The organism is Brevibacillus brevis, assembly GCF_031583145.1.
Classification (GTDB): Bacteria; Bacillota; Bacilli; order Brevibacillales; family Brevibacillaceae; genus Brevibacillus; species Brevibacillus brevis_E.
Genome location: NZ_CP134050.1, coordinates 4,339,670 through 4,361,547, shown reverse-complemented (window position 1 = coordinate 4,361,547; position 21,878 = coordinate 4,339,670). Strand labels below are relative to the sequence as shown.

The window sequence follows — 21,878 nt, the reverse complement described above, 5'->3', positions numbered from 1 at the left end:
GTCTGTAACAGGGTCGAACTTTCTTCCCCTCGTTCCTTGTCGTACCCTTATGGATAGGGCGAGGAATGAGGAGGTACTTATTTATGAGCGACTTGCATCTTCTTACCATCGAGATCGAAAACGGAGGGCAAAGACAATCGATAGCTCCCGTCCTCTTGCAGGATGAGCGCGATGTGGTTCTGGTGGACTGCGGATATCCTGACAGTATGGAAAAGCTTGAAGCGGCGGCCGGACGATACGGTCTCTCGCTCGGCTCGATCACCAAGCTGATCGTGACTCACCACGATCTCGACCATATCGGTTCATTGGCAGCGCTGAAGGAGGCGTATCCGCATATCGCCGTCATCGCTCATGAGCGGGAAGTCCCGTACGTACAAGGGATCAAAAGGTCATTGCGGCTCCAGCAGGCCGAATCGACATTGGCAGACCTGCCGGATGAGCTGAAACCGGGGGCCGAGCAATTCATCCGGTCGCTCGCATCTGTCGAGCCGGCGGTCGTCGACCAGATCGTTTCCCATGGCGAAAAGCTTCCCTGGTGCGGCGGGATTGAGGTCGTACACACTCCCGGACATATGCCGGGCCATATCTCCCTGTATCTTCCCGGCAGCAAGACCCTTATCGCGGGAGATGCGGTCGTCTACGAGAACGGGCAGCTCGACATTGCCAATCCCCACTTTGCGTTGGATCTAAAGGAGGCGGTCCGCTCCGTCCAACGCTTGCTCGCCTATGACATCGAGCAAATCGTCTGCTACCACGGCGGCTGGTTTCGCGGGGATGTGCAGAAGGAGCTGTGTCGGCTGATCGATTCCTACCAGGAAAGGTCTGGTGAAGCGCGATGAAACAAAACAAGTACGACGACGAGTCCTTCTTTTTGGCGTACCAGCAGATGCCGCGGTCGATCAGAGGGCTGGAGGCCGCGGGAGAGTGGCAGGAACTCCGGTCATTGCTGCCGGATTTGCGAAGCAAGCGCGTGCTTGATTTGGGATGCGGGTATGGGTGGCATTGCCGGTATGCCAGAGAGCAGCAGGCGAGCTCGGTGGTCGGAGTCGATCTTTCGGAAAAGATGCTGCAAAAAGCGCGGGAGCAGACGAATGACCCTGCCATTGCGTACGTGCAGATGGCAATCGAGGACATCGCCTTTGCGGACGGGGAGTTTGACGTGGTCCTAAGCTCGCTTGCCCTCCACTATGTCGAAGCGTTCGGGGCGCTGTGCCAAAAGGTGTATGACTGCTTGAAGCAAGGCGGAACCTTCCTGTTTTCCGTCGAACACCCGATCTTCACATCCAGAGCCGAGCAGGACTGGTGCTACGGGCCAAACGGGGAGCGCCTGCACTGGCCTGTCGACGATTATCAGTCGGAAGGTGTGCGGGTGACCTCGTTTCTGGATGAAAATGTGATCAAATACCACCGTACCATCGCCACGTACATGAACGATGTCATCGAGGCGGGTTTCGTCATCAAAGCCGTGAGGGAGCCGAAGCCTCCGAAGGAAATGATGCAGCAAGACGTTCGGATGAAAGAGGAGCTGCGCAGGCCGATGATGTTGATTTTGTCAGCAGAGAAGCCTGCAAGCCAAAAGAGGTCTACCGAATAAGAACGGGGACCTCTTCTTTGTACGGTGCAATTCAGAACGGCGGCAGGTTGTCCAGGTTGTTTTCCTTGATTCCGTCTGGCTCGCTGCGCAAAATATCGCGGCCGTATTTGTGGAAGACGTCGACGTGGGCGAGCTTGCCGGCCTTCGCTTCGCTCAGGGCAGTGATGTAGTCCAGCTCCCGGCCCGTATCCGTCTTGAATGCGATCAGATCGCCATCGTCGTTTTTGCGGACAGCCACGATCTGCTCCTTGCCCGGGATCGACTGTGCTTCGCCGCCGTTTTCCAGAATGGCCTGCTGCTCGCCGTTCGCCTTGTACTCTTCGTAAATTCGCGCAAAGTCTTTTTCGTTGGATGAAGTCATGCGAGATTCCCCCTTCATATGGTAAGGGTGTCTAGGACGAGGGGAAGTCATGCGCCGAAAATAAAGCTCCAATATTGAAAAAACGGGAGCGAGCCATGATACTGAAAGATACAACGAAAAAAGAGAGACATGAATGGAGGAGTGGATGGTGTGGGGACGTACCGGGCATGGGGGTTATTGGTGTTTTGCAATCTTTTTTGGGCAGGCAATTACGTGTTTGGCAAGTACGTCGTCTCGGAGCTGAGCCCTCTTTGGCTGACGTTCTCGCGATGGGTTCTCGCGCTTGTCATCTTGATTCCGCTCGCGCAGCTTTTGGAAAAGCCGGATTGGAAGCAGGCGGCGAGGGCATGGCTGCCGCTCTCGCTGATGGGCCTGCTCGGAGTAATCGGCTTTAACGTTTTGCTGTATACGTCGCTCCAGCATACGTCCGCCACCAACGCGGCCCTGGTGACGGCCCTCAACCCGGGGGTCATCGTGCTCTTTTCCGTATTGCTCCTGCGGGAACGGGTGTCGCGCGTACAGGCAGCCGGATTCGCGCTGTCACTCTTGGGAGTGCTGGTGATCTTGACCCGGGGAAAGATCGCGCACGTGTTTCAGACGGATTACAATCAGGGAGATCTGCTGGTCCTGGGCTGTGTGCTGGTTTGGTCACTGTATTCCATCACAGGCAAGCGGTTGAAGGGGGTGCCTCCCGTAACGGCCACCGCGGCATCGACGATTTTGGGAACCGCGATGATGCTGCCCTTTGCCATCGCGGAAGGAGTCGATTTCTCAGCAATCAGCCCAATGGCGATCGCGGGCATTCTCTATATCGTGCTGTTTCCGTCCATCTGCTCGTTCGTGTTTTGGAATGTCTCCGTACGTGCTGTCGGGGCCAGCAAGGCCGGCATCACCTTGAATCTGATCCCGGTGTTCACGGCGATGATCAGCGTCATCATGGGCGAGAGCATCACGCAGGCGCAAGTGTGGGGAGGTTTGCTCGTATTTGCCGGCGTCACGCTTGCATCCGGTTTGATCGAGCAGCAGTGGAGCAGGAGAAAACAGGCGGCAGCAGAGCTGGCAGGGAAATGACGGCCAGACCGAATGGAAAATAACCAAAACGGCAACGCAAAGAGGCAGCTCATCGATTGCTCGATGGCTGCCTCTTTTTTGGGTGGGTGCTGTAGCGAACGTATTTTAGTGAATCATTTATGCGTTAACTGGTTTGCCTTCATCCAGCAGCTGGCGCAGAACCGTTTGCAGGATACCGCCGTTGCGATAGTAGTCGACGTCTACCATGGAGTCCAGACGCACGATGACATCGAAGTCGAAGGTGCTGCCGTCTACGCGGGTAGCGGTCACTTTCACGCGTTGGCCAGGTTGAACATCGTCCGAGAGACCTTGGATGCTGAAGGATTCTGTTCCATCGATGCCCAGAGACTTCCAGCTGTTTCCGTCTGCGAATTGCAGAGGCAGAACGCCCATACCTACCAGGTTTGCACGGTGGATACGCTCGAAGCTCTCGGCGATAACCGCTTTGATGCCCAGGAGGAACGTACCTTTGGCTGCCCAGTCACGGGAAGAACCGGTACCGTACTCTTTACCAGCCAGCACGACGAGTGGAGTGCCGTCTGCTTGATACTTCATGGAAGCATCGTAGATGGACATAACTTCGCCAGTTGGCAAGTACTTGGTTACGCCGCCCTCAGTGCCTGGAGCCACTTGGTTGCGGATGCGGATGTTTGCGAACGTACCACGCATCATGACGTCGTGGCTACCGCGACGAGCGCCGTAAGAGTTGAAGTCTTTGCGTTCTACGCCGTTTTCTTGCAGGTATTTGCCTGCAGGGCTGGTCGGCGAGATGTTACCTGCTGGGGAGATGTGGTCGGTTGTTACGGAGTCACCGAACAGAGCGATTGCTTTCGCTGCCAGGACGTCTTCGATGTGACCAATGTCGCCAGTCAGGTTTTTGAAGAATGGCGGTTCTTGGATGTACGTGGATTTTTCATCCCACTCGTACAGATCGCCAGTTGGAACGTCGATTTGGTTCCAAGCTTCGTTTTGGGTAAACACTTGGCCGTACTCGGCACGGAACAGAGCAGGGTTCATCGCTTTGTCCATCGCTGCTGCGATTTCTTGCGGAGTTGGCCAGATGTCTTTCAAGAATACCGGTTGACCGTCTTTGCCAGTACCGATCGGCTCGGTAGTCAGGTCGATATCCACAGTACCCGCCAGTGCGTATGCAATAACGAGCGGAGGAGAAGCGAGGTAGTTCGCTTTTACCTGTGCGTGGATGCGTCCTTCGAAGTTGCGGTTACCGGACAGTACAGCTGCTACAGTCAGATCTTCGTCCGCGATTGCTTTGCTGGTTTCCTCTGGCAATGGACCGGAGTTACCGATGCAAGTGGTGCAACCGTAACCGACGACGTTGAAGCCGATAGCGTCCAAAGAGTCGATCAGACCAGCGTCTTTCAGGTATTGCGTAACGACACGGGATCCTGGAGCCAGGGAGCTCTTCACGAATGGCGGTTTTTTCAAGCCTTTTTCCACTGCTTTTTTCGCCAGGAGACCAGCGCCCAGCATTACGCTTGGGTTCGATGTATTGGTACAGGAAGTGATCGCTGCGATAACGACAGAACCTGTTTTGAGTGTAGCTGTTTCACCGTTTGCATAAGTAACCGGTGCGGAAGCTGCGATTTTCTCTTCGGAGAGACCGAAGCCGCCTTTGTCGATCGGTGTGCGCAGGCTGTTGTTGAAGGATTCCTTCATCGCAGTCAGTTCTACGCGGTCTTGCGGGCGTTTTGGACCAGCAAGGCTTGGTACGACGGTGGACAGATCCAGTTCCAAGGTTTCGGAGAATACCGGGTCTGGCGTATCGTCAGTACGGAAGAGACCTTGAGCTTTGGTGTAAGTTTCTACCAGGGAGATCAGATCTTCTTCGCGACCGGTTTGACGCAGGTAGTTCAGCGTTTCAGCGTCTACTGGGAAGAAGCCCATCGTAGCGCCGTATTCAGGTGCCATGTTTGCTACGGTAGCGCGGTCAGCCAGCGAGATGTTGGACAGGCCAGGTCCGTAGAATTCCACGAATTTACCTACCACGCCTTTTTTACGCAGCATTTGCGTAACAGTCAGAGCCAGGTCGGTTGCAGTTGCGCCGGCACTCAGCGTACCAGTCAGTTTGAAACCAACGACTTCCGGTGTTACGAAATACAGCGGTTGACCGAGCATTCCTGCTTCTGCCTCGATACCGCCAACGCCCCAGCCCAGTACGCCAAGACCGTTGATCATGGTGGTGTGGGAGTCGGTACCTACGAGAGAGTCAGGGAACGCGACCAGTTCGCCGTCTACTTCACGGGTAGCGATGACAGTAGCCAGATACTCCAGGTTTACTTGGTGAACGATCCCGGTTGCTGGAGGTACGGCACGGAAGTTGTCAAACGCAGTTTGCGCCCAACGCAGGAAACGATAGCGCTCAGCGTTGCGTTCGAATTCCAGCTTCATGTTGTTTTCGAGTGCCGCAGGGTTTCCGAAATCGTCAACCATGACGGAGTGGTCGATAACGAGGTCAACCGGAACGAGCGGGTTGATTCGTTTTGGATCTCCACCGGCGCGTTTCATAGCGATGCGCATAGCAGCCAAGTCTACAACGGCAGGTACACCGGTGAAGTCTTGCAGCACGATGCGTGCAGGCGCAAGCGGTACTTCTTTGTTTGCGTCGCGGCCTTTTGTCCAGGTGGCCAGTTGTTGTACGTGTTCTTTGGTGATGGCGCGGCCATCAAATTGACGAACCGCTGCTTCAAGCAGTACTTTAATGGAGAACGGCAGCTTGGAAACTTCTCCAATTCCTTGTTCTTCCAACCCTTGCAGGCGATAGTACGCAAAAGACTTGTCGCCTACTTGCAAGGAGGATTTTACTTTGTAAGCATCTTGTTTAGCCAATGTATACGACCTCCCTAAAGATTCATGGGGTTTCATCTGGTGAAACGCAGTTTCGTTTCTTCATTACGAACCTATTATACTCGATTTGTTTCCCGCCATCTACCCCAAATTCATCATTTCTATACAAAAATCATCGGAGAAAAAGAGCGGTCGAACTGGAATGTACCTAACCTCCCGTATTATCCCGTTTATATTCCGTTTACATTCATGCGGTATCTTTTCTCTTGCAAAGAAGGAACACGTCAACCTTGACAAAGGAGAGAGGAAGGATGGAAAACGGGAAGCAAGGGAAACCCGGGCTGATTTTGACCGGTTTGCTTTTGGGGATTCTCCTGTCATCCCTCGATCAGACGATTACAGCCACAGCCATGCCGACAGTGGTCGAGGAACTGGGAGGATTATCGCTTTACAGCTGGGTCTTTTCCATTTACATGCTGACGTCTACGACCAGCATGCCCATCTATGGAAAGCTCGCGGATTTGTACGGAAGAAAACGGATGTACATTACAGGCATGACGTTCTTTCTCGCGGGCTCCGCACTGTGCGGGCTGGCCGAAAACATGGCACAGCTGATCGTGTTTCGCGGAATACAGGGCCTGGGGGCAGGCGCGCTCATGCCGATCGCGATGACGATCGTCGGCGATCTGTATCCACCGGAGAGAAGAGGGAAATTTCAAGGGCTGTTTGCGGCAGTCTTCGGGGTATCGAGCATTCTCGGGCCAGCCCTTGGAGGATACCTCACCGAGCACGTTAGCTGGCACTGGGTCTTTTACGTCAATTTGCCGTTTGGCTTGGCGGCGGTCGGATTTTTGACGGCAGGCCTCGCGGAAAAGCGGGAGGAAACGAAGCATCCGATCGACTGGCCGGGAGCAGTGGCTTTGAGCGGATCGATCATCGCGATCTTGCTCGCCCTCGTCCTAAGCGGAAATGGCAGGGAGACGGACGGGATGCTGCTTGGACTTTACGGGCTGGGCGGGGTGTTGCTCGGACTGTTTTTGTGGATCGAGACGAAGGTGAAGGAGCCGATCCTGCCCTTGTCCTTGTTTCGCAATCCCGTCATCACCAGCTCCAGCATCGTATCGTTTTTGATGAGTGCGGGCATGTTCGGCGCGATCACGTACGTCCCGCTGTTTCTGCAGGGCGTCAAGGGATTGTCCCCTTCCGCGGCGGGAAACATGCTGATCCCGTTTATGCTCTCCCTGATTGCCGGCAATATCGTCGGGGGGCGGTTGCTCAACCGATTCTCTTACCGGCAGATCGTCTGGGTGAGTTTGGCCGTCGTGGTGATGGGCTTCGGCCTATTGAGCCAGATCGACAGCCATGTGACGATGGCGGCGCTTGCCGCGTATTTAATCGTAGCGGGATTGGGCATGGGGCCGCTGATGCCGGTGTTGGGTACCGCCATGCAGAGCGCCGTTGACCGAAGGCAGCGCGGGGTTGTGACTTCGCTTTTCGGATTCGTCCGCTCCATGGGCGCTACCATCGGTGTCAGTATCATGGGGGCGCTGATCCACATACAGCCCAGCCTGGAAAGAGGCGTGCAGAACGTCTTTACGCTCGGCCTCCTGCTGCTGGTCCTTGGATGGGTGGGAGCGTTCCTACTAGGGAAAGCCCGATTGCTCCAAACGGCACAGGAACCGATTTCGCATTCCATGAAGAATCGAGGAGAGAATTGATATGAATGCAGCCAAACAGGAACGAGCCCAGGGAAACTGGCAACCGTTCTTTCAATTAATAAAGGAAACGAAACCTTCCAAACTGAAAATCGGGGTGGCGCTGTTTCTGAGCATCGCGACCACTCTAGTCAGCCTGGTGATTCCGCTGTTTACCCGCGATCTCGTCGACAGCTTTTCCCTATCCTCGATCAGCAAAGGCCAGATCGTGCTGCTGGCGATCGCTTTCATCGCGCAAGCCGTCGCCGGCGGGCTGTCGATTTACTTGCTGAACCACGTCGGCCAGGACATCGTGGCTTCGCTGCGTGACCGGCTGTGGAAGAAGCTACTCGTCTTGCCGGTCTCCTACTACGACAATCACCGGACGGGCGACACGATCAGCCGCATGACCAATGACACCGGTGTCGTCAAAGGGCTGATTTCAGAGCATCTGTCGAACTTCTTCACAGGGATCATCGCGATCATCGGTTCGATCGTCACGCTGTTCTACCTCGACTGGCAGATGACGCTGGTGATGTTGATCGCGGTCCCGCTGTCGTTTTCGATCCTGTTTCCGCTCGGACGGCAAATGTACCGCATCTCCAAAAGCTTGCAGGATGAGACGGCGAGCTTTACCACGGTGATGAACCAGGTGCTTTCGGAAATCAGGCTGGTCAAATCGTCGAATGCCGAGCCGTTGGAGTACCGGAACGGAAAGCGGGGCATCGAAAACCTGTTCCGGTACGGAATCAAGGAAGGAAGAGTGCAGGCGATGATTGGGCCGCTCATGTCCTTCATCATCATGGTGCTGCTGGTCGTCATCATGGGCTACGGGGGAATGCGCGTCTCGAGCGGCGCGCTGACGGCAGGGGAGCTGGTGGCCTTCATCCTGTATCTCGTCCAGATCGTGATGCCCCTCGGACAGTTCACACAGTTTTTTACACAGCTGCAAAAAGCGATGGGAGCGACCGAACGAATCATTCACACGCTGGGTGCAGAGGAAGAAAACTACACAGCAGGTCGGGAGCTGAAAAAAGCCGACGGGCCGATCCACGTCGAGCATGTCAGCTTCGCGTACGACAGCGGCGAAACGATCCTCGACGACGTGAGCTTCACGATCAAGCCGGGCAAGGTCACGGCCATCGTCGGTCCGAGCGGAAGCGGGAAGACGACGATGTTCTCCCTGATCGAACGGTACTACAGTCCGAATAGCGGCGTCATCCGTCTGGGCGACGAACCGATCCAGGACTTTACCCTTGCCTCCTGGCGCAGCAAGATCGGGTATGTGTCGCAGGAGAGCCCGCTCATCGCCGGCACCATTCGGGAAAACATCTGCTACGGCTTGGACCGCCCGATCAGCGACGAGGAGCTCAGGAAAGCGGCTGCCATGGCGTACGCCGACCAGTTCATCGAGGAATTTCCCGATGGCTACGACACCGAGGTCGGGGAGCGTGGCGTCAAGCTGTCAGGGGGGCAGCGCCAGCGAATCGGCATCGCCCGGGCGCTTCTGCGGGATCCGCAAATTCTCATGCTCGATGAGGCGACCTCCAGCCTGGACAGCAAATCCGAATGGATCGTCCAGCAGGCGCTCGGCAATTTAATGAAGGGACGCACCACGCTGGTGATTGCCCACCGCCTGTCTACCGTAGTGGATGCAGATCAGATCCTCTTCATGGAAAAAGGGAAGATTACCGGCAGGGGCGTACATGCCGAGCTGTTCGAATCCCACGCGATGTACCGGGAATTTGCCACGCAGCAGCTGCGTGTGAAAGAGAGGGTGTGAGCGGAATGACTCGATTGATGGTGGTGGATGACGATCCGCACATTCGCGAATTGGTCCGCATCTTTTTGCGGCGGGAAGGCTTCGAGGTCACAGAAGCCGCAGATGGGGAAGAGGCGCTCGCCAAGCTCGAGCAAACGCCCGCAGAGCTGGTCATCCTCGACATCATGATGCCGAACATGGACGGCTGGGAGCTGTGCCGCGAGCTGCGCAGCCTGTATGACATCCCGTTGTTGATGTTGACGGCCAAAGGAGAGACGGCGCAAAAGATCAAAGGCTTCGAACTGGGTACCGACGACTACCTCGTCAAGCCGTTTGAGCCTGCCGAGCTGGTCGTACGGGTCAAAGCGCTGCTCAAGCGGTACCGCATCGCCGCTTCCCACGTCGTGCAGGTCGGGCAGCTGCAGTTGAACCGGCAGACGTTTGAGGCCACAAAGGACGGCAAGCTCCTCACCATCCCGCTGAAGGAATTCGAGCTCTTGTTCAAACTGGCCAGCTATTGCGGCAAGACGCTCTCGCGGGAGCAGCTGATCGAGAGAATCTGGGGTTACGACTTCGAAGGGAACGAACGGACGGTAGACGTGCACATAGGCAGGCTGCGCGAGCGGTTCCCCGCGGAGGAATTCGGATTTTCGATCCGGACGATCCGCGGGCTCGGCTATCGGCTGGAGGTGACGCCATGAGAGAGCGGCTCTGGAAGTATCGCTATGTTCTGAGACTGCTCGGGACCCTGGCCTTTCTGGTCCTGTTCTCTCTTTGCTGGTCGGCCGCGTATTGGATTACCTCGTTCGTCTATCCGAGAGTATGGCCGGAGGCATCCGATTTTGCCGCAGGCCTGTCCAATGTCCTGCTCGGATTTTTCATTTTCGTCGGAGCCATGTTCTTGGTTTCCCGCTTGTTTCCCCGCCGGCACATGGACCTGTTTCGCATGATCCTCGATGCGCTGCGCAGAATCTCCAAGGGAGACTTCAGCGTCAACATCGATTTGAAGGTGGATCGTCAATGGGGTGAGCTGGTTCAAGGGATCAATCACATGGCAGTGCAGCTCGGGGAAATGGAGCAGCTGCGCCAGGAGTTCATCTCCAACGTCTCCCATGAGATCCAGTCTCCGTTGACGTCTATCAGCGGCTTTGCGAGGGCCTTGCGAAACGACAGCCTGACCAGCGAGGAAAGGATGCATTACCTCGAGATCATCGAGATGGAGAGCGAGCGTTTGTCCAAGATCAGCGAAAACCTGCTCAAGCTCACCTCGCTGGAGGGCAAGCACCATCCCATTGAGTGGAAAACGTACAGCCTCGATAAGCAGCTGCGGCGGATTTTGTTAGCCTGCGAGCCGCAATGGCAAGAGAAAGAGCTGGAGCTGGACGTCGAACTGGAGAAGGTGGAAATCGTCGCAGATGAAGAGATGCTGAGCCAGGTCTGGATCAATCTGATCAGCAACAGCATCAAGTTCACGGAAAGCGGCGGTACGCTCGGCATTCAACTGCGCGGGCAAGGAAAAGAAGTGGTGGTGCAGGTGTCCGACACGGGCATCGGCATTTCCAGCGAGGATCGGGAGCGCGTGTTCGAGCGGTTTTTCAAAGCGGACAAATCGCGTACGCGCACGGGTGGCGGCAGCGGCCTGGGACTTTCGATCGTCAAAAAAATCGTCGATCTGCATCACGGGACCATCTCGGTGCAAAGCCAGCCAGGCGAAGGGACGACGTTTACCGTTACGTTGCCGTCCCAGCCCCCTGACCGGGTGGGTGGGGCTGAGGGAGCAGAGCCGATCAAGCAGTAGCAGAAATGGGAAAAAAAGGGCGATTCCGTCGATAGGAAGTGACGGAATCGCCCTTTTGGAATCGGGACAAAGGCGTGGCTACGCTCCGATGTATTTGGCATGAAGGCTGCGCGCCTGCGTGATGTCATCCGTTCCCTGGACAAGCACCCGGCCATCCGGGAAGACGACCAGCGTATGCGGATCGACGCGGAAGCGCAGCAAAAACTTGTTGCGTTCAATTTCCCCAAGGGGAGCAAGCCGCTCGGCGAGGGCGTCCAGGTCGAGAGTCGCTTTAGCGGCAGGGGAAATCTGCACGGTATCCCGGCCACACAGCGAGACGGCCTGTCCATCCTGTGTTTCCGGCTGCAAAAAGGCAAATTCGCGCTGTCCGCAGCAAGGGCAGTCCGCACGCTTGCCGCCGGACACCTTGATCTGCTGATGGCGGTTTTGCCAGATCTCGAAGTGCTCCAGATTCGGATTGAGCGCATCGGTCGCGCCTACGAGCAGCTTGAACGCTTCTGTAGCCTGATACGATGCGACGATGTGAATGATGGGGCCGATGACTCCAGCCGTATCGCACGTCGGCATCTCGCCGGGATTTGGGGCTTCGGGAAACAGGCAGCGCAGACACGGCGTTTCCCCCGGGCGAATCGCGGTGAAAGTCCCGGTGGCGCTCACCGCCCCTCCGTATACCCACGGGATGCCGTGCTTGACACAGACGTCATTTACCAGGTAGCGGACTTGAAAATTGTCCGTAGCATCGAGGACGAGATCGACTCCTGTGAGCAGCTCCTCGGCGTTGTAGGCGGTCAAGTCGGCGACGACCGGCTCGATCTCGACTTCGGAATTGATCTTGGACAGCTTGGCATGTGCCGCGATCGCTTTCGGTAGATGCTCGGAAGCGTCGGATTCGTCGTAGAGCATTTGCCGCTGAAGGTTGCTCGGCTCCACGAAATCCCGGTCGATCAGCCGGACGAAGCCTACTCCTGCCCGGACCATATGGTTGGAGAGAACCGTGCCGAGCGCTCCCATCCCGACGATGGCGACTCGGCTGTGCCGAAGCTTTTCCTGTCCGCTCGGCCCGATGGGAGCAAACAGGATCTGGCGGGAATAGCGTGTATTCACTTTATGATTCCACTCCTTCGTCATAGGTCGCGAGCGGATTCCACGGCCCTTGCTGATGGCCTTTCCACTCGCTTCCGTCTTCCCACAGCTCTTTCTTCCAGATGGGGACGATTTGCTTGAGACGCTCAATCGCGTAGCGGCCGGCCTCGAACGACTCGTTCCGATGAGCCGTCGCGACAGCTACGACGACGGCGATCTCTTCTATCTGAAGGTGGCCGACGCGGTGCTGCATGGCGACCTGGGCGCCGGGCCAGCGCTCTTCGATTTCGGCAGAGATTTGCTTCATTTTTTGGACGGCCATCGGCGCGTACGCCTCATAGGAAAGGGAAACGGTACGCTGCCCATGCGTAAATTCGCGGACGGTTCCGACAAAGGTCAGAATGGCGCCGGCGTGGGGATTGCTTACCAGTCGGACGAGCCTGTCCGCGCTGAGCGGCTCTTCGGTAATGGAAAAACGAGGATCTTCCCCTCCGCTGACGGGCGGAAGCAAGGCGATTTCGTCCCCGGGGACTACGATTCGGTCGAGGGGCGCGTACTCGTGATTGATGGATACGAAGCAGCTGCCGAGCAAAGGGGCGAGAGCAGGGTACTGGTGCCCCGCTGCATCCAGCAGATCGCGAACGCTGGCCTGCTCTGGCAGCGTCAATTGAATTTCCCGTTCATTGGCCCGCTCGGCCAGGCCGGCGAACAACAAGATCGTGAGTGTCATCAAGGCGATTCCTCATTTCCCGTAGAAAATAAACATTTCTCTATGGCTTGAAGATACCATACAACCGAGAAGATGCCAACGCTCCAGGGCGCATGAGGTTATTCCCGAAATGCATCGGACCGGCAAAACTCAAACCTGGCAAGGCCGAAATGCCGGCACGTATCAAGGGAGTCGGAGAGCGTACAAGCAGGAGATGGAAACCTTTACATTGTGATTGCTTTTATCCGGAAGCCAGAGTAAGGTAGAGGGTAGAGACGATCAAGGATCGAATGGGGCGAAAAACGGGAATTCTCCGGATTTTCGCCTATTTTTGGAGGCTTAGCATGAGCGATCAGTTGACACACTTCAATGAACAAAACCGTGCCCGCATGGTCGACGTGTCGGAAAAGGACATCACCAAGCGAGAAGCGGTAGCCCAAAGCAAGGTTGCGATGAAGCCGGAAACGCTGGCGCGGATTCGCGAAGGACGCATCGAAAAAGGCGACGTGCTGGCGGTTGCCCAGGTCGCAGGGGTGATGGCGGCCAAAAAGACATGGGAGATCATCCCGATGTGCCACCCGCTGCCGCTGACCGGGATCGATATCCGCTTTTCGTTTCAGGGCGACGATACGGTCGAGATCGAAGCGACCGTGAAAACGACCGGGAAGACCGGTGTGGAGATGGAAGCGCTGACGGCTGCAAGCGCTGCGGCCCTGACCATCTACGATATGTGCAAAGCGATGGACAAGGGAATGGTAATCGGACCTACAAGCCTTCTATTAAAGACAGGCGGGAAAAGCGGGGATTATCGGCGGGGAGAGAACTAATTCATGAATCAGGCATGGAAATCCTATCCGAGCGGCATCCGCATGCTGGCGGTTGCCACGATCCTCTTTTCGACCGGGATGGCCTGTATCTGGCCGCTCGTCACGATCTACATTCACGATTACTTGGGCAAGCCTCTGACGGTAGCCGGACTCCTGCTTTTATTGAATCAGGGAGCGTTTCTCATCGGCAGTTTGGCAGGCGGCATGCTCTTTGACCGTTGGGGAAAGATGAAGACCATCGTACTTTCTTCAATCGGAATCATTCTCATTTCTACTTGTCTCGGCTTTGCCACCGATTTCACGGTATACACCGTACTGCTGCTTTTGAACGGACTGTTTTATGGAACACTGTCTCCGGTCATGAACGCGCTCGCGGTCGTCATGTGGCCGGACGGAGGGCGAAAAGCTCTCAACCTCGTGTACGTCGCTCAAAACGCGGGCGTGGCCGCAGGTTCCGCCTTGGGAGGACTTTTGGCCAGCATCTCGTTTTCCTGGACGTTTTTCGGCAATGCACTCGCTCAGGTCGTGGTGTTTCTTATGTTTATCGTGCTGCTGCCCCGCCATTTAAAAGCGATCGGACAGACGGCTGCACAGTCGACCAGACAGAATGAAGCGCCTGTTGCGAATCCGGCGGTGCCGACTTCGCCGAGGAAGGTCGTCTGGGGAGCCCTCGTGCTGCTGTGCGCAGGGCTGTTGATCAGTTGGATCGTATACGTACAATGGACGACGGTTCTGTCGACCTATATGCAGTCGCTCGGAATCACCTTGCGTCAGTACAGTCTTCTCTGGACCTTGAATGGCGCCCTGATCCTGTTTGGTCAGCCGCTGATCTCCTGGGTGATCAAGCACTTCGCCCGGACACTGCGCACCCAAATGCTTCTCGGAACCTATGTATTCGCCTTGTCCATGCTGATCTTGTCCCAGACGACGGCATACGCCGGGTTCGTGGTTGCGATGTTCGTGATGACCATCGGTGAGATGCTCGTCTGGCCAGCCGTGCCGACAGTTGCGGCCCAGTTTACTCCGGAGGGTCAGGAAGGCTTTATCCAAGGGCTGGTTTCCGGCACAGGATCTGCCGGACGCATGCTTGGGCCACTGCTCGGCGCTTTCATCTTCCAGACGTTTCAGGCCCAAGGGCTGCTTTACATCATGGCAGGTCTTTCCCTGTTGTCCGTCGGCTTTTTCGTCCTGCAAAGCTCCTTGCAGCGCCGAAGCGAACGCAGTGTGATTGCGACTCCCATTGAAAAATAACGATCGAAAAAAGACGCCTCGTGCGTCTTTTTCGTTTTGCAATTTTGCCGTTCTATTCGCGGAAGGCAAACTTCGATAGCGGTGGAAGGGAAGGGCTGGTAGAATACAGGCATGCAAGCAACACAGGCTGAAAAAGAAGAAGGAAGGGATCTGTGTGTCACGGTCACTGTTTCTCGTATTGACGCTGCTTAGCCTCATCTGGGGAGGATCGTTTTTCTTTTTCAAGATCCTGCTTCACGACTTCGGTCCGTGGACGATTGCCTTTTTGCGCTCGGCTCTCGGTCTGATCACGATCGTGCTGGTAATGGCCCTTTTGAAAAAGCCGATTGGCTTTAGACAAATCGCCTGGTTCCCGATGGCCCGGATGGCGCTGATCAACACGGCGATCCCCTGGGCGCTCATCGGATTTTCCGAGACGAGAGTGACGAGCACGATGGCTTCGGTGCTCAATGCCACGACGCCGCTTTGGACCGTGCTGATCGGGATCCTGTTTTTCAAGGCGGCTTCGAGCCGGATGCAATGGATGGGGATGTTCATCGCCTTCGTCGGAATCATCCTTTTGCTCGATGTGAATCCCGTGTCCTTTGTCTCCGTCGATACCCTCGGGTTCCTTTGCATGATGGCGGCGACGTGCTGTTACGCGATCGGAGGACAGCTCTCCAAGCGATTGCCCGGGGACTTGTCGATGTTCCAGGTCACGTTTGGCACTTTGCTCAGCAGTATGATTGGCAGCGGAGTGATTGCTTTCGCCAGCGAATCGGCTTCCTTCTCGTCCTTTGCATCCCCCGACATTCTCGCCGCATTGGCAGGCATCGGGGTGCTCGGATCCGGTGTCGCATACATCCTGTTTTATTACCTGGTGCAAAAAGGCGGACCTGAGATCGCTTCGCTGGTCACCTATTTGATCCCGGTCACCGCGTTTGTCTGGGGGTATGTCTTCCTGAATGAGGAGATCACCTGGAATTTGCTGGCGGGGATGGTTCTCATCGTCGGCGGCGTGTTTTTGACAGGGAAGAAGGCGAGGCGGAAAACGGAGCAATTTCCGCAAACAACTTGACATGGGGAAACCGCTCCATGTAGTATGAAGAAGATTCAAAACATTATATTCCGTGTGCTTTACTTATTGAGAGAGGTGGAGGGACTGGCCCTATGAAGCCCGGCAGCGGATCTGCACGCAAAGCAGATGCTGTGCCAATTCCAGCAGGAGAATTCCTGACAGATAAGGACGTGACGAAGCTGATCTACCCCCTTTTTCTGTAAGGAAGAGGGGGTTTTTGCTGCTTGTTTCATGCAGCCCGCATTACCCGATAGAAAGGAAAATGAAGACAGATGCGTATCCAACCATCCGACATGATTGATCGGCTCCCGACACAGTTTTTTGCCACGCTGGTAGCGAAAGTGAATAAAGTTATCGCTGCAGGCCACGATGTCATCAACCTCGGCCAAGGCAATCCCGATTTGCCGACGCCGGCTCACATTGTAGAAGAATTGCAGGCAGCCGCCGCACTGCCTCTGCATCACAAATATCCGCCGTTCAGCGGACGTCTGGAGCTGAAACAGGCCGTCGCTCACTGGTACAAGCAAGAGTTTGACGTGGATCTCGATCCGGAGGAAGAAGTGGCGATCCTGTTCGGCAGCAAAACGGGACTGGTGGAAATTTGCCAGGTCCTGATGAACAAGGGAGACGTGGCACTGGTGCCGGATCCGGGCTATCCCGACTACTGGTCCGGTGTAGCCGTCGTGGACGGCCGGATGGTCATGATGCCGCTTCGGGCGGAAAATCAATTTTTGCCTGATTACGGCAGGCTCGACCAAGCGGATCTGGAGCGCGCCAAGCTGATGTTTCTCAACTACCCGAACAACCCTACGGCCGTCAACGCGCCGTTTGAATTTTACGAGGATACCGTACGCTTCGCCCGCAAGCACGAGATCGTCGTCTGCCACGACTTCGCCTACGGAGCGATCAGCTACGACGGCAAGAAGCCTGTCAGCTTCATGCAGGTACCCGGGGCGAAAGAAGTAGGAGTCGAGTTTTATACATTGTCGAAGACGTACAACATGGCTGGCTGGCGCGTAGGCGCAATGGTCGGGAACCGCGAGCTGGTGCGGCTGATCAACCTGATTCAGGATCATTACTTCGTCAGTCTGTTCGGAGCCGTGCAAATGGCTGCGGCGAAAGCGATGACCGATTCTCAGAAGTGTGTCCGCGAGCTCGTCTCCGTGTATGAAGGACGCCGCAACGCGCTGTTCTCCAACCTGCACCGCATCGGCTGGAAAGCGCAGCCATCACAGGGCTCGTTCTTCGCCTGGCTGCCCGTGCCGAGCGGGTTTACCTCGGTGGAGTTTTCCGATCTGCTGCTGGAAAAAGCGCACGTCGTGGTCGCGCCGGGGAATGGTTTCGGCCCTACCGGTGAAGGCTACGTCCGAGCCGCCCTGCTGTCGGATGAACAACGGCTGGCGGAAGCCGTCCGCCGCATTGAACAGCTCGGAATATTCACGAAAGCATAAGAAAGAAGCAAAGAGAGGCCGTACCTGCCGTAAGACAGCGGGTACGGCCTTTTTCAGCGAAATTTCCCCTGCAAGGGGCCATCGCCTAGAGCCCCATGCAGCCGGGACGAATAAGGTAACAAGGAATGGGCAGCCTAAACTTATTCTCAATAAAAATCATTCTCATTATTGACAGATAATGATTTTCATTATACGATGAGTTTGTTAATGATAATTAGTCTCATCGTCAACTTATGGCAGATCAGGAGGGTATCATGCGCTATCAGATTAACGGTTACACGGATATGTACACGGTGATCGCCAACGAGCGAAAGATCGGCGGGGCCATCGAAGCCAGCTCGATTCGTTTGCGTACAGGTGAAGTGTATGCCAATGCCGTACTCACTCGCTTGGAAATGTCCGGTGCGCATTTTTGCTCGATCGGGTTTGTGACGGAAGAAGGGCAGCGCCTGATCGTCCATGTCGACGATATCAGCATGATTGCGGATGCGCGCCATGTGGATGTCTCCATGCTGCGCAACGAATGCATGCGTGCGGAGAAAAAAGCGGAGCGGCTCAAGCGATTGAAGCGTCTGTGCGAGCTAAACGAAGGCAGCTGTACGCCGACGTTTCAGGAGGAAGCCCTGCTGCTGGCCCAGGATATCGGCCTGGAAGAAGCACACGCGCACGTCGATTTGTCTTTCCTGCCGCAAGCGGAGAAGACACGTGTCGTTCGCATCGCGTAAACAATACAGACCATGCGCACACATACATAGACCTCTTTCCTGCGGGAAGGAGGTTTTTTGCTGTTCGCTTCCAGTTGTTAGAAATACTGCTTTCGGCATGTTTCAACCAGCTTGTTCCGATCCAAGCCGGAGGATGGATCACTTGTCAGGGCTTTCGAGAAACTGCTTTTCGTTGCGGTAGGCGGATATAGTGCCGGCAGCTCGCGACGAATCGATCGAACAGTCGCTCGACATAGCCAAAACCTATTCCCCCATAGCAAGCGACCATTGGACATTGCCCCTCGTCAGTGATAAAACAAGAATAAACCAAAAATCAAGGAGAGAGGAACATGGAGTATTCCTTTTCAAAATCAGTAGAAGCACTGTCCTCTTCGGCAGTCCGGGAAATCCTCAAGCTGACGCAGGGCAACCAGGTGCTCTCGCTTGCAGGGGGATTGCCAGCCGAGGATTCATTCCCCATCGCAGAAATGCGCGAAGCTTTTGATCGTTCGTTCGATCTGGGTGCCAAATCGCTGCAATACGGCTTGACGGATGGGTACCTGCCTCTTCGCGAGTGGGTTGCCTCCCGCATGAAACAGAAACTGATGAATGTTGGCGTGGACAATATGCTGCTGACCACCGGCTCCCAGCAGGCCGTCGACTTGCTATGCCGAGTCTATCTGGACGAAGGCGACGTCGTGCTGGTAGAAAATCCTACGTACTTGGCTGCGGTCCAACTGTTCCAGTTTCGAGGGATTCGCGCCATTCCGGTGGATGGAGACGCTGAGGGTATGGATCTTGACGATCTGGCCGCGAAAATCAAGCAGTACCGTCCGAAAATGGCGTACGTGATCCCCACCTTCGCAAACCCGACCGGAAAAGTATGGTCGGTGGAACGCCGCCTCGGCCTGCTTCGTCAATGCAAGGAAAACAACATCCTGATCCTGGAGGACGATCCGTACGGCGAGATCCAGTTCGACGGAGAGGCTCCATACCGTTCGATTTTCTCGCTCGATGAGCATCCGACCGATTCCTGTGTCGTCTACACGAGCACGTTTTCCAAGATTGTGGCGCCTGGACTCCGCACAGGATGGGCAATCGGAGACTCTCGTGTCATCCAGATGATGGTCAAAGCGAAACAAGCCGTCGACCTGCAGTCCAGCACCATCGACCAGATCGCCCTGCATCAGCTGTTGTCCCGCTTTGATCTGCAAAGCCACATCGAAAAGATCCGCACTTCCTACAAGGAACGGATGGAGTGGATGCACGAGCTGATGACCCAGCAGCAATGGGAAGGCGTGACATGGGAAAAACCGCGCGGCGGCATGTTCCTCTGGGTAAATCTGCCGGAGCATGTGGATTCGGAAAAACTGCTGGCCCTTTCGGTAAAAGAAGGGGTGGCCTTCGTACCGGGCAAACCGTTCTATGCGGCGGAGCAGAAAGTAAACACGATGCGGTTGAACTACACGCTGCTCAATCGCGAAGATACACAGCTGGCCATTTCCCGGTTGAGCAAAGCATTGGCCGCCTACAGCCAAAACGAAGTTGCCGCCACAAAATAAAGCCATTTGCAAAAAGACAGCCATCGGATTGGCTGTCTTTTTTCTCGGACACAAACAAACGTCCCTCAGCCGTGCGATTCGCGGGCAAAAGGGACGTTTTGTTGTTTATTCTTCGGTTTCTTCCAGTGTGCAAATCGCGCTCGGGCGCTTGATGCGCAGGACGACGCACTCGTACACGCGGAACAGGCTGTTCATTTGCTCGTCGCCGAGGAAAGCCGAGTCGAAGTCTTCGGCGATCGCCAGGTCGAGATTGTGTCGGCCGGTAGCCACGAGGACACCGGAGCGCCCTTTGATGGTCGGCGATTGGAAGACGCCATCCGTGACGAGATTGCGCACGTGCTCGATCTCCAGCACGTTCGTTCCTTTGTGCACGCGATGCAGCAGGGCGTACAGCTCAGGGGATACAACCAGGGCGTAAGGACCGCTGTGGCCCATTTTCAGCAGCTTGTTGCGGGCTTCCACGATGTCGGCAAACGCGTTGCCCGACTCCATCCAGTCGCTCTTGAGGTGAGTGAGGCGGCCTTTCACGTTCATCAGGCCGGGCAAATCGAATTCGGCTGCGCCGTTGAAGATCAGATCGTCTTCCATCAGAGCGCCGGCCGAAGCCGCATTGGCCGCAGCGCCCATGTCGAGCGGCATGCCGAGGGTGCGAGCCTGTGCCACATCGCGCCAGTAGAGCATGAAGTCTTTGTACAGGATCGGGATGGTCATGCTGACGCGGCGGCTCGGCTGGGTCATTTCCAGCGATTCTCCGCGCAGGCTCAGACCCCCGAAGCGGGATTCCTCGTACACGTCGTTGGTGATGGTCTGAATGCCCTCACCCAGCGGTCCGTAAATATCGATGAAGCGGCGGCCGACCAGCTGGCGGCGGGCCATTTCGACGATTGTGGCGTCCAGTTGGGCCCATTCCTCCTGGGTCAAGGGCGAATCCGGATATTTGCGAAGCTTGTCCATAGCAGTTCCCTCCAAGTCATACAGGATCGTTCTTTCTTTTACAAACCTTTCAGGCTGCCGACAGTCAGCCCTTTCTTCCCGGGAGCGGGGGCAGGAGCGTGCTTGATCACGGAAGCGACGCCTTGCGGGGCGTTCGCGGACGCTTTCAGATGGTCCACCTGATGGACGTCATGTCCTTCGTCGTGATCGGTGAGATCGGCGTGATAGACGTCGGAGAAGCGTTCGCTCAGCCTGCTCATGATCTCTTTTACCTGAAGGTAGTCGGCGTGCGTCTTCTCGCGCATGCCGTCAAGCGTCTGGCGGGTCTCCTCGTCCCGGAATTCATACAGGGACAGCTCCAGATGCTCGCGGAAATTGTGCAGGCCAAAACGTTCCAGATTGATATCCGAAAGCAGTTGGGACAGCTCGCGGTCGCTCAGCTGATCCGGCTTGTTTTCGGCAGACAGTTCTGCCAGGTGCGGAATCAGTTCTTCCAGACGGCCCAAGCGCTGCTCTTCTTCTTCCAAAATGTGGTGATAGTACAGTCGGGTATGCTCGTCCTGGGCAGCGTCAATGATCGGTTGAATAATGCCCATGAAGCGGTTGATATACCCTCTTGTTCGATCGAATATGGCGTGCAGCTGGGAAAAGTCTTGCACCCTACGCCACCTCCTCGCAATGATCTATATTTGTTCATTATACCGTTGGAAAAATACACCGGGCAAGAAATATGTACAGTTTCCTTTCATTGTCCTTAGTTTTGTGTCTGATTAAAAAAGATATCATGGAGAGTATTGTCAAAGGTAAATGGGAATGATAATATTTATCAGTAAGAGTGATATTCATTATCAATAACGAATGAAAAACAACATAGATCCATCATCCAAACATTGAAGGAGGTACTATGGTTATGTCATCGATTCTGGTCATTGGCGGAGATCGCCTGGGAAATATCATCGATTTTTTGCAGGAGAGAGGATTCCAGGAAATCCATCACGTAACGGGGCGCAAAAGCTCGCAGACCGGCGTGAAAATTCCTTCGGGGATTCACATGATTCTCGTGCTGACGGACTATGTCAATCACAATTTGGCCAAAACCGTAAAGAGCCAGGCAAAAGACCGGGAACTGCCCATCTTGTTCTGCAAACGCTCGTGTTCGGCCATCGCCAAAGCTTTTCACAAGACGGCGTAAATACATACCTTCCGGGCAGGACAG

General features: G+C 55.5%; 20 protein-coding genes and 1 riboswitch. Of the genes, 14 read left to right on the top strand and 6 right to left on the bottom strand.

Annotated features, from left to right (window positions below; all coding sequences use genetic code 11):
- Positions 1–83 precede the first annotated feature (83 nt).
- Together RGB73_RS21775 and RGB73_RS21770 are read left to right on the top strand one after the other, a co-directional pair.
- Positions 84–839 carry an MBL fold metallo-hydrolase gene (locus RGB73_RS21775; protein ID WP_310764803.1) on the top strand — a complete coding sequence of 252 codons (756 nt, stop codon included), beginning with the start codon at positions 84–86 and terminating at the stop codon, positions 837–839.
- Positions 836–1,594, top strand: coding sequence for a class I SAM-dependent methyltransferase (locus RGB73_RS21770; protein ID WP_310764802.1), 759 nt, complete (start codon positions 836–838; stop codon positions 1,592–1,594). Before RGB73_RS21775 ends, RGB73_RS21770 begins: the two co-directional genes overlap by 4 nt.
- Positions 1,595–1,625: 31 nt before the next feature.
- On the opposite strand, the gene RGB73_RS21765 is transcribed toward RGB73_RS21770, so the two are convergent.
- Entirely contained in the window at positions 1,626–1,955 is a 330-nt protein-coding gene (locus RGB73_RS21765; protein ID WP_310764801.1) for a DUF3892 domain-containing protein, read from the bottom strand.
- A 150-nt stretch (positions 1,956–2,105) separates the two neighbouring features.
- Here RGB73_RS21765 and RGB73_RS21760 point away from each other — a divergent pair, with 150 nt between their 5' ends.
- Positions 2,106–3,026 (top strand): DMT family transporter, encoded by a 921-nt coding sequence (locus RGB73_RS21760; RefSeq protein ID WP_310764800.1) that lies wholly within the window; start codon positions 2,106–2,108, stop codon positions 3,024–3,026.
- A 117-nt stretch (positions 3,027–3,143) separates the two neighbouring features.
- Here RGB73_RS21760 and acnA read toward each other — a convergent pair whose 3' ends face one another.
- Positions 3,144–5,873, bottom strand: coding sequence for an aconitate hydratase AcnA (gene acnA / locus RGB73_RS21755; RefSeq protein WP_310764799.1), 2,730 nt, complete (start codon positions 5,871–5,873; stop codon positions 3,144–3,146).
- 269 nt (positions 5,874–6,142) lie between these two features.
- On the opposite strand from acnA, the gene RGB73_RS21750 reads away from it, so the two are divergent.
- Genes RGB73_RS21750 through RGB73_RS21735 form a run of 4 tightly spaced genes read left to right on the top strand, consistent with a single transcriptional unit; the run spans position 6,143 to position 11,085 of the window.
- A complete protein-coding gene (locus RGB73_RS21750; RefSeq protein WP_310764798.1) occupies positions 6,143–7,549 on the top strand; it encodes an MDR family MFS transporter in 1,407 nt (468 codons plus the stop codon).
- A gap of 1 nt (position 7,550) precedes the next feature.
- Complete coding sequence (locus RGB73_RS21745) at positions 7,551–9,308, top strand: ABC transporter ATP-binding protein (RefSeq protein WP_310764797.1); 1,758 nt, start codon at positions 7,551–7,553, stop codon at positions 9,306–9,308.
- A 5-nt stretch (positions 9,309–9,313) separates the two neighbouring features.
- Positions 9,314–9,988, top strand: a complete 675-nt coding sequence (locus RGB73_RS21740) for a response regulator transcription factor (RefSeq protein WP_310764796.1) — start codon at positions 9,314–9,316, stop codon at positions 9,986–9,988.
- On the top strand, positions 9,985–11,085 hold the full coding sequence (locus RGB73_RS21735; protein ID WP_310764795.1) for a sensor histidine kinase: 1,101 nt from the start codon (positions 9,985–9,987) through the stop codon (positions 11,083–11,085). Before RGB73_RS21740 ends, RGB73_RS21735 begins: the two co-directional genes overlap by 4 nt.
- Before the next feature lie 78 nt (positions 11,086–11,163).
- On the opposite strand, the gene RGB73_RS21730 is transcribed toward RGB73_RS21735, so the two are convergent.
- Positions 11,164–12,189 carry a ThiF family adenylyltransferase gene (locus RGB73_RS21730; RefSeq protein WP_310764794.1) on the bottom strand — a complete coding sequence of 342 codons (1,026 nt, stop codon included), beginning with the start codon at positions 12,187–12,189 and terminating at the stop codon, positions 11,164–11,166.
- A gap of 1 nt (position 12,190) precedes the next feature.
- A complete protein-coding gene (locus tag RGB73_RS21725) occupies positions 12,191–12,898 on the bottom strand; it encodes a molybdenum cofactor biosynthesis protein (protein WP_310764793.1) in 708 nt (235 codons plus the stop codon).
- 323 nt (positions 12,899–13,221) lie between these two features.
- On the opposite strand from RGB73_RS21725, the gene moaC reads away from it, so the two are divergent.
- The 6 genes from moaC (at position 13,222) to RGB73_RS21695 (ending at position 19,729) form a co-directional block, all read left to right on the top strand.
- Positions 13,222–13,704, top strand: a complete 483-nt coding sequence (gene moaC, locus RGB73_RS21720; protein WP_310764792.1) for a cyclic pyranopterin monophosphate synthase MoaC — start codon at positions 13,222–13,224, stop codon at positions 13,702–13,704.
- A 3-nt stretch (positions 13,705–13,707) separates the two neighbouring features.
- Positions 13,708–14,955, top strand: coding sequence for an MDR family MFS transporter (locus RGB73_RS21715; protein WP_310764791.1), 1,248 nt, complete (start codon positions 13,708–13,710; stop codon positions 14,953–14,955).
- A 154-nt stretch (positions 14,956–15,109) separates the two neighbouring features.
- Positions 15,110–16,012, top strand: coding sequence for a DMT family transporter (locus RGB73_RS21710; RefSeq protein ID WP_310764790.1), 903 nt, complete (start codon positions 15,110–15,112; stop codon positions 16,010–16,012).
- A 60-nt stretch (positions 16,013–16,072) separates the two neighbouring features.
- A riboswitch (SAM riboswitch) is annotated at positions 16,073–16,181 on the top strand.
- 103 nt (positions 16,182–16,284) lie between these two features.
- On the top strand, positions 16,285–17,463 hold the full coding sequence (locus RGB73_RS21705) for a pyridoxal phosphate-dependent aminotransferase (RefSeq protein ID WP_310764789.1): 1,179 nt from the start codon (positions 16,285–16,287) through the stop codon (positions 17,461–17,463).
- A gap of 254 nt (positions 17,464–17,717) precedes the next feature.
- The gene (locus tag RGB73_RS21700) at positions 17,718–18,188 is read left to right on the top strand and encodes a hypothetical protein (protein ID WP_310764788.1); all 471 of its coding nucleotides are present in this window, start codon (positions 17,718–17,720) and stop codon (positions 18,186–18,188) included.
- A 329-nt stretch (positions 18,189–18,517) separates the two neighbouring features.
- Complete coding sequence (locus RGB73_RS21695) at positions 18,518–19,729, top strand: aminotransferase-like domain-containing protein (RefSeq protein ID WP_310764787.1); 1,212 nt, start codon at positions 18,518–18,520, stop codon at positions 19,727–19,729.
- A gap of 105 nt (positions 19,730–19,834) precedes the next feature.
- Here RGB73_RS21695 and RGB73_RS21690 read toward each other — a convergent pair whose 3' ends face one another.
- Together RGB73_RS21690 and RGB73_RS21685 are read right to left on the bottom strand one after the other, a co-directional pair.
- Positions 19,835–20,683 (bottom strand): family 1 encapsulin nanocompartment shell protein, encoded by an 849-nt coding sequence (locus RGB73_RS21690; RefSeq protein ID WP_310764786.1) that lies wholly within the window; start codon positions 20,681–20,683, stop codon positions 19,835–19,837.
- A 38-nt stretch (positions 20,684–20,721) separates the two neighbouring features.
- Positions 20,722–21,321 carry an IMEF encapsulin system ferritin-like cargo protein gene (locus tag RGB73_RS21685; RefSeq protein WP_310764785.1) on the bottom strand — a complete coding sequence of 200 codons (600 nt, stop codon included), beginning with the start codon at positions 21,319–21,321 and terminating at the stop codon, positions 20,722–20,724.
- A 251-nt stretch (positions 21,322–21,572) separates the two neighbouring features.
- Here RGB73_RS21685 and RGB73_RS21680 point away from each other — a divergent pair, with 251 nt between their 5' ends.
- Positions 21,573–21,854, top strand: a complete 282-nt coding sequence (locus tag RGB73_RS21680; RefSeq protein ID WP_310764784.1) for a DUF2325 domain-containing protein — start codon at positions 21,573–21,575, stop codon at positions 21,852–21,854.
- Positions 21,855–21,878: the final 24 nt, after the last annotated feature.

Bases quoted from the DNA above. Each gene is read 5' to 3' on its own strand.
- RGB73_RS21775 (WP_310764803.1), top strand. From the start codon at position 84: ATGAGCGACTTGCATCTTCTTACCATCGAGATCGAAAACGGAGGGCAA.
- RGB73_RS21770 (WP_310764802.1), top strand. From the start codon at position 836: ATGAAACAAAACAAGTACGACGACGAGTCCTTCTTTTTGGCGTACCAG.
- RGB73_RS21765 (WP_310764801.1), bottom strand. From the start codon at position 1,955: ATGACTTCATCCAACGAAAAAGACTTTGCGCGAATTTACGAAGAGTAC.
- RGB73_RS21750 (WP_310764798.1), top strand. From the start codon at position 6,143: ATGGAAAACGGGAAGCAAGGGAAACCCGGGCTGATTTTGACCGGTTTG.
- RGB73_RS21745 (WP_310764797.1), top strand. From the start codon at position 7,551: ATGAATGCAGCCAAACAGGAACGAGCCCAGGGAAACTGGCAACCGTTC.
- RGB73_RS21740 (WP_310764796.1), top strand. From the start codon at position 9,314: ATGACTCGATTGATGGTGGTGGATGACGATCCGCACATTCGCGAATTG.
- RGB73_RS21735 (WP_310764795.1), top strand. From the start codon at position 9,985: ATGAGAGAGCGGCTCTGGAAGTATCGCTATGTTCTGAGACTGCTCGGG.
- RGB73_RS21725 (WP_310764793.1), bottom strand. From the start codon at position 12,898: ATGACACTCACGATCTTGTTGTTCGCCGGCCTGGCCGAGCGGGCCAAT.
- moaC (WP_310764792.1), top strand. From the start codon at position 13,222: ATGAGCGATCAGTTGACACACTTCAATGAACAAAACCGTGCCCGCATG.
- RGB73_RS21715 (WP_310764791.1), top strand. From the start codon at position 13,708: ATGAATCAGGCATGGAAATCCTATCCGAGCGGCATCCGCATGCTGGCG.
- RGB73_RS21705 (WP_310764789.1), top strand. From the start codon at position 16,285: ATGCGTATCCAACCATCCGACATGATTGATCGGCTCCCGACACAGTTT.
- RGB73_RS21700 (WP_310764788.1), top strand. From the start codon at position 17,718: ATGCGCTATCAGATTAACGGTTACACGGATATGTACACGGTGATCGCC.
- RGB73_RS21695 (WP_310764787.1), top strand. From the start codon at position 18,518: ATGGAGTATTCCTTTTCAAAATCAGTAGAAGCACTGTCCTCTTCGGCA.
- RGB73_RS21690 (WP_310764786.1), bottom strand. From the start codon at position 20,683: ATGGACAAGCTTCGCAAATATCCGGATTCGCCCTTGACCCAGGAGGAA.
- RGB73_RS21680 (WP_310764784.1), top strand. From the start codon at position 21,573: ATGTCATCGATTCTGGTCATTGGCGGAGATCGCCTGGGAAATATCATC.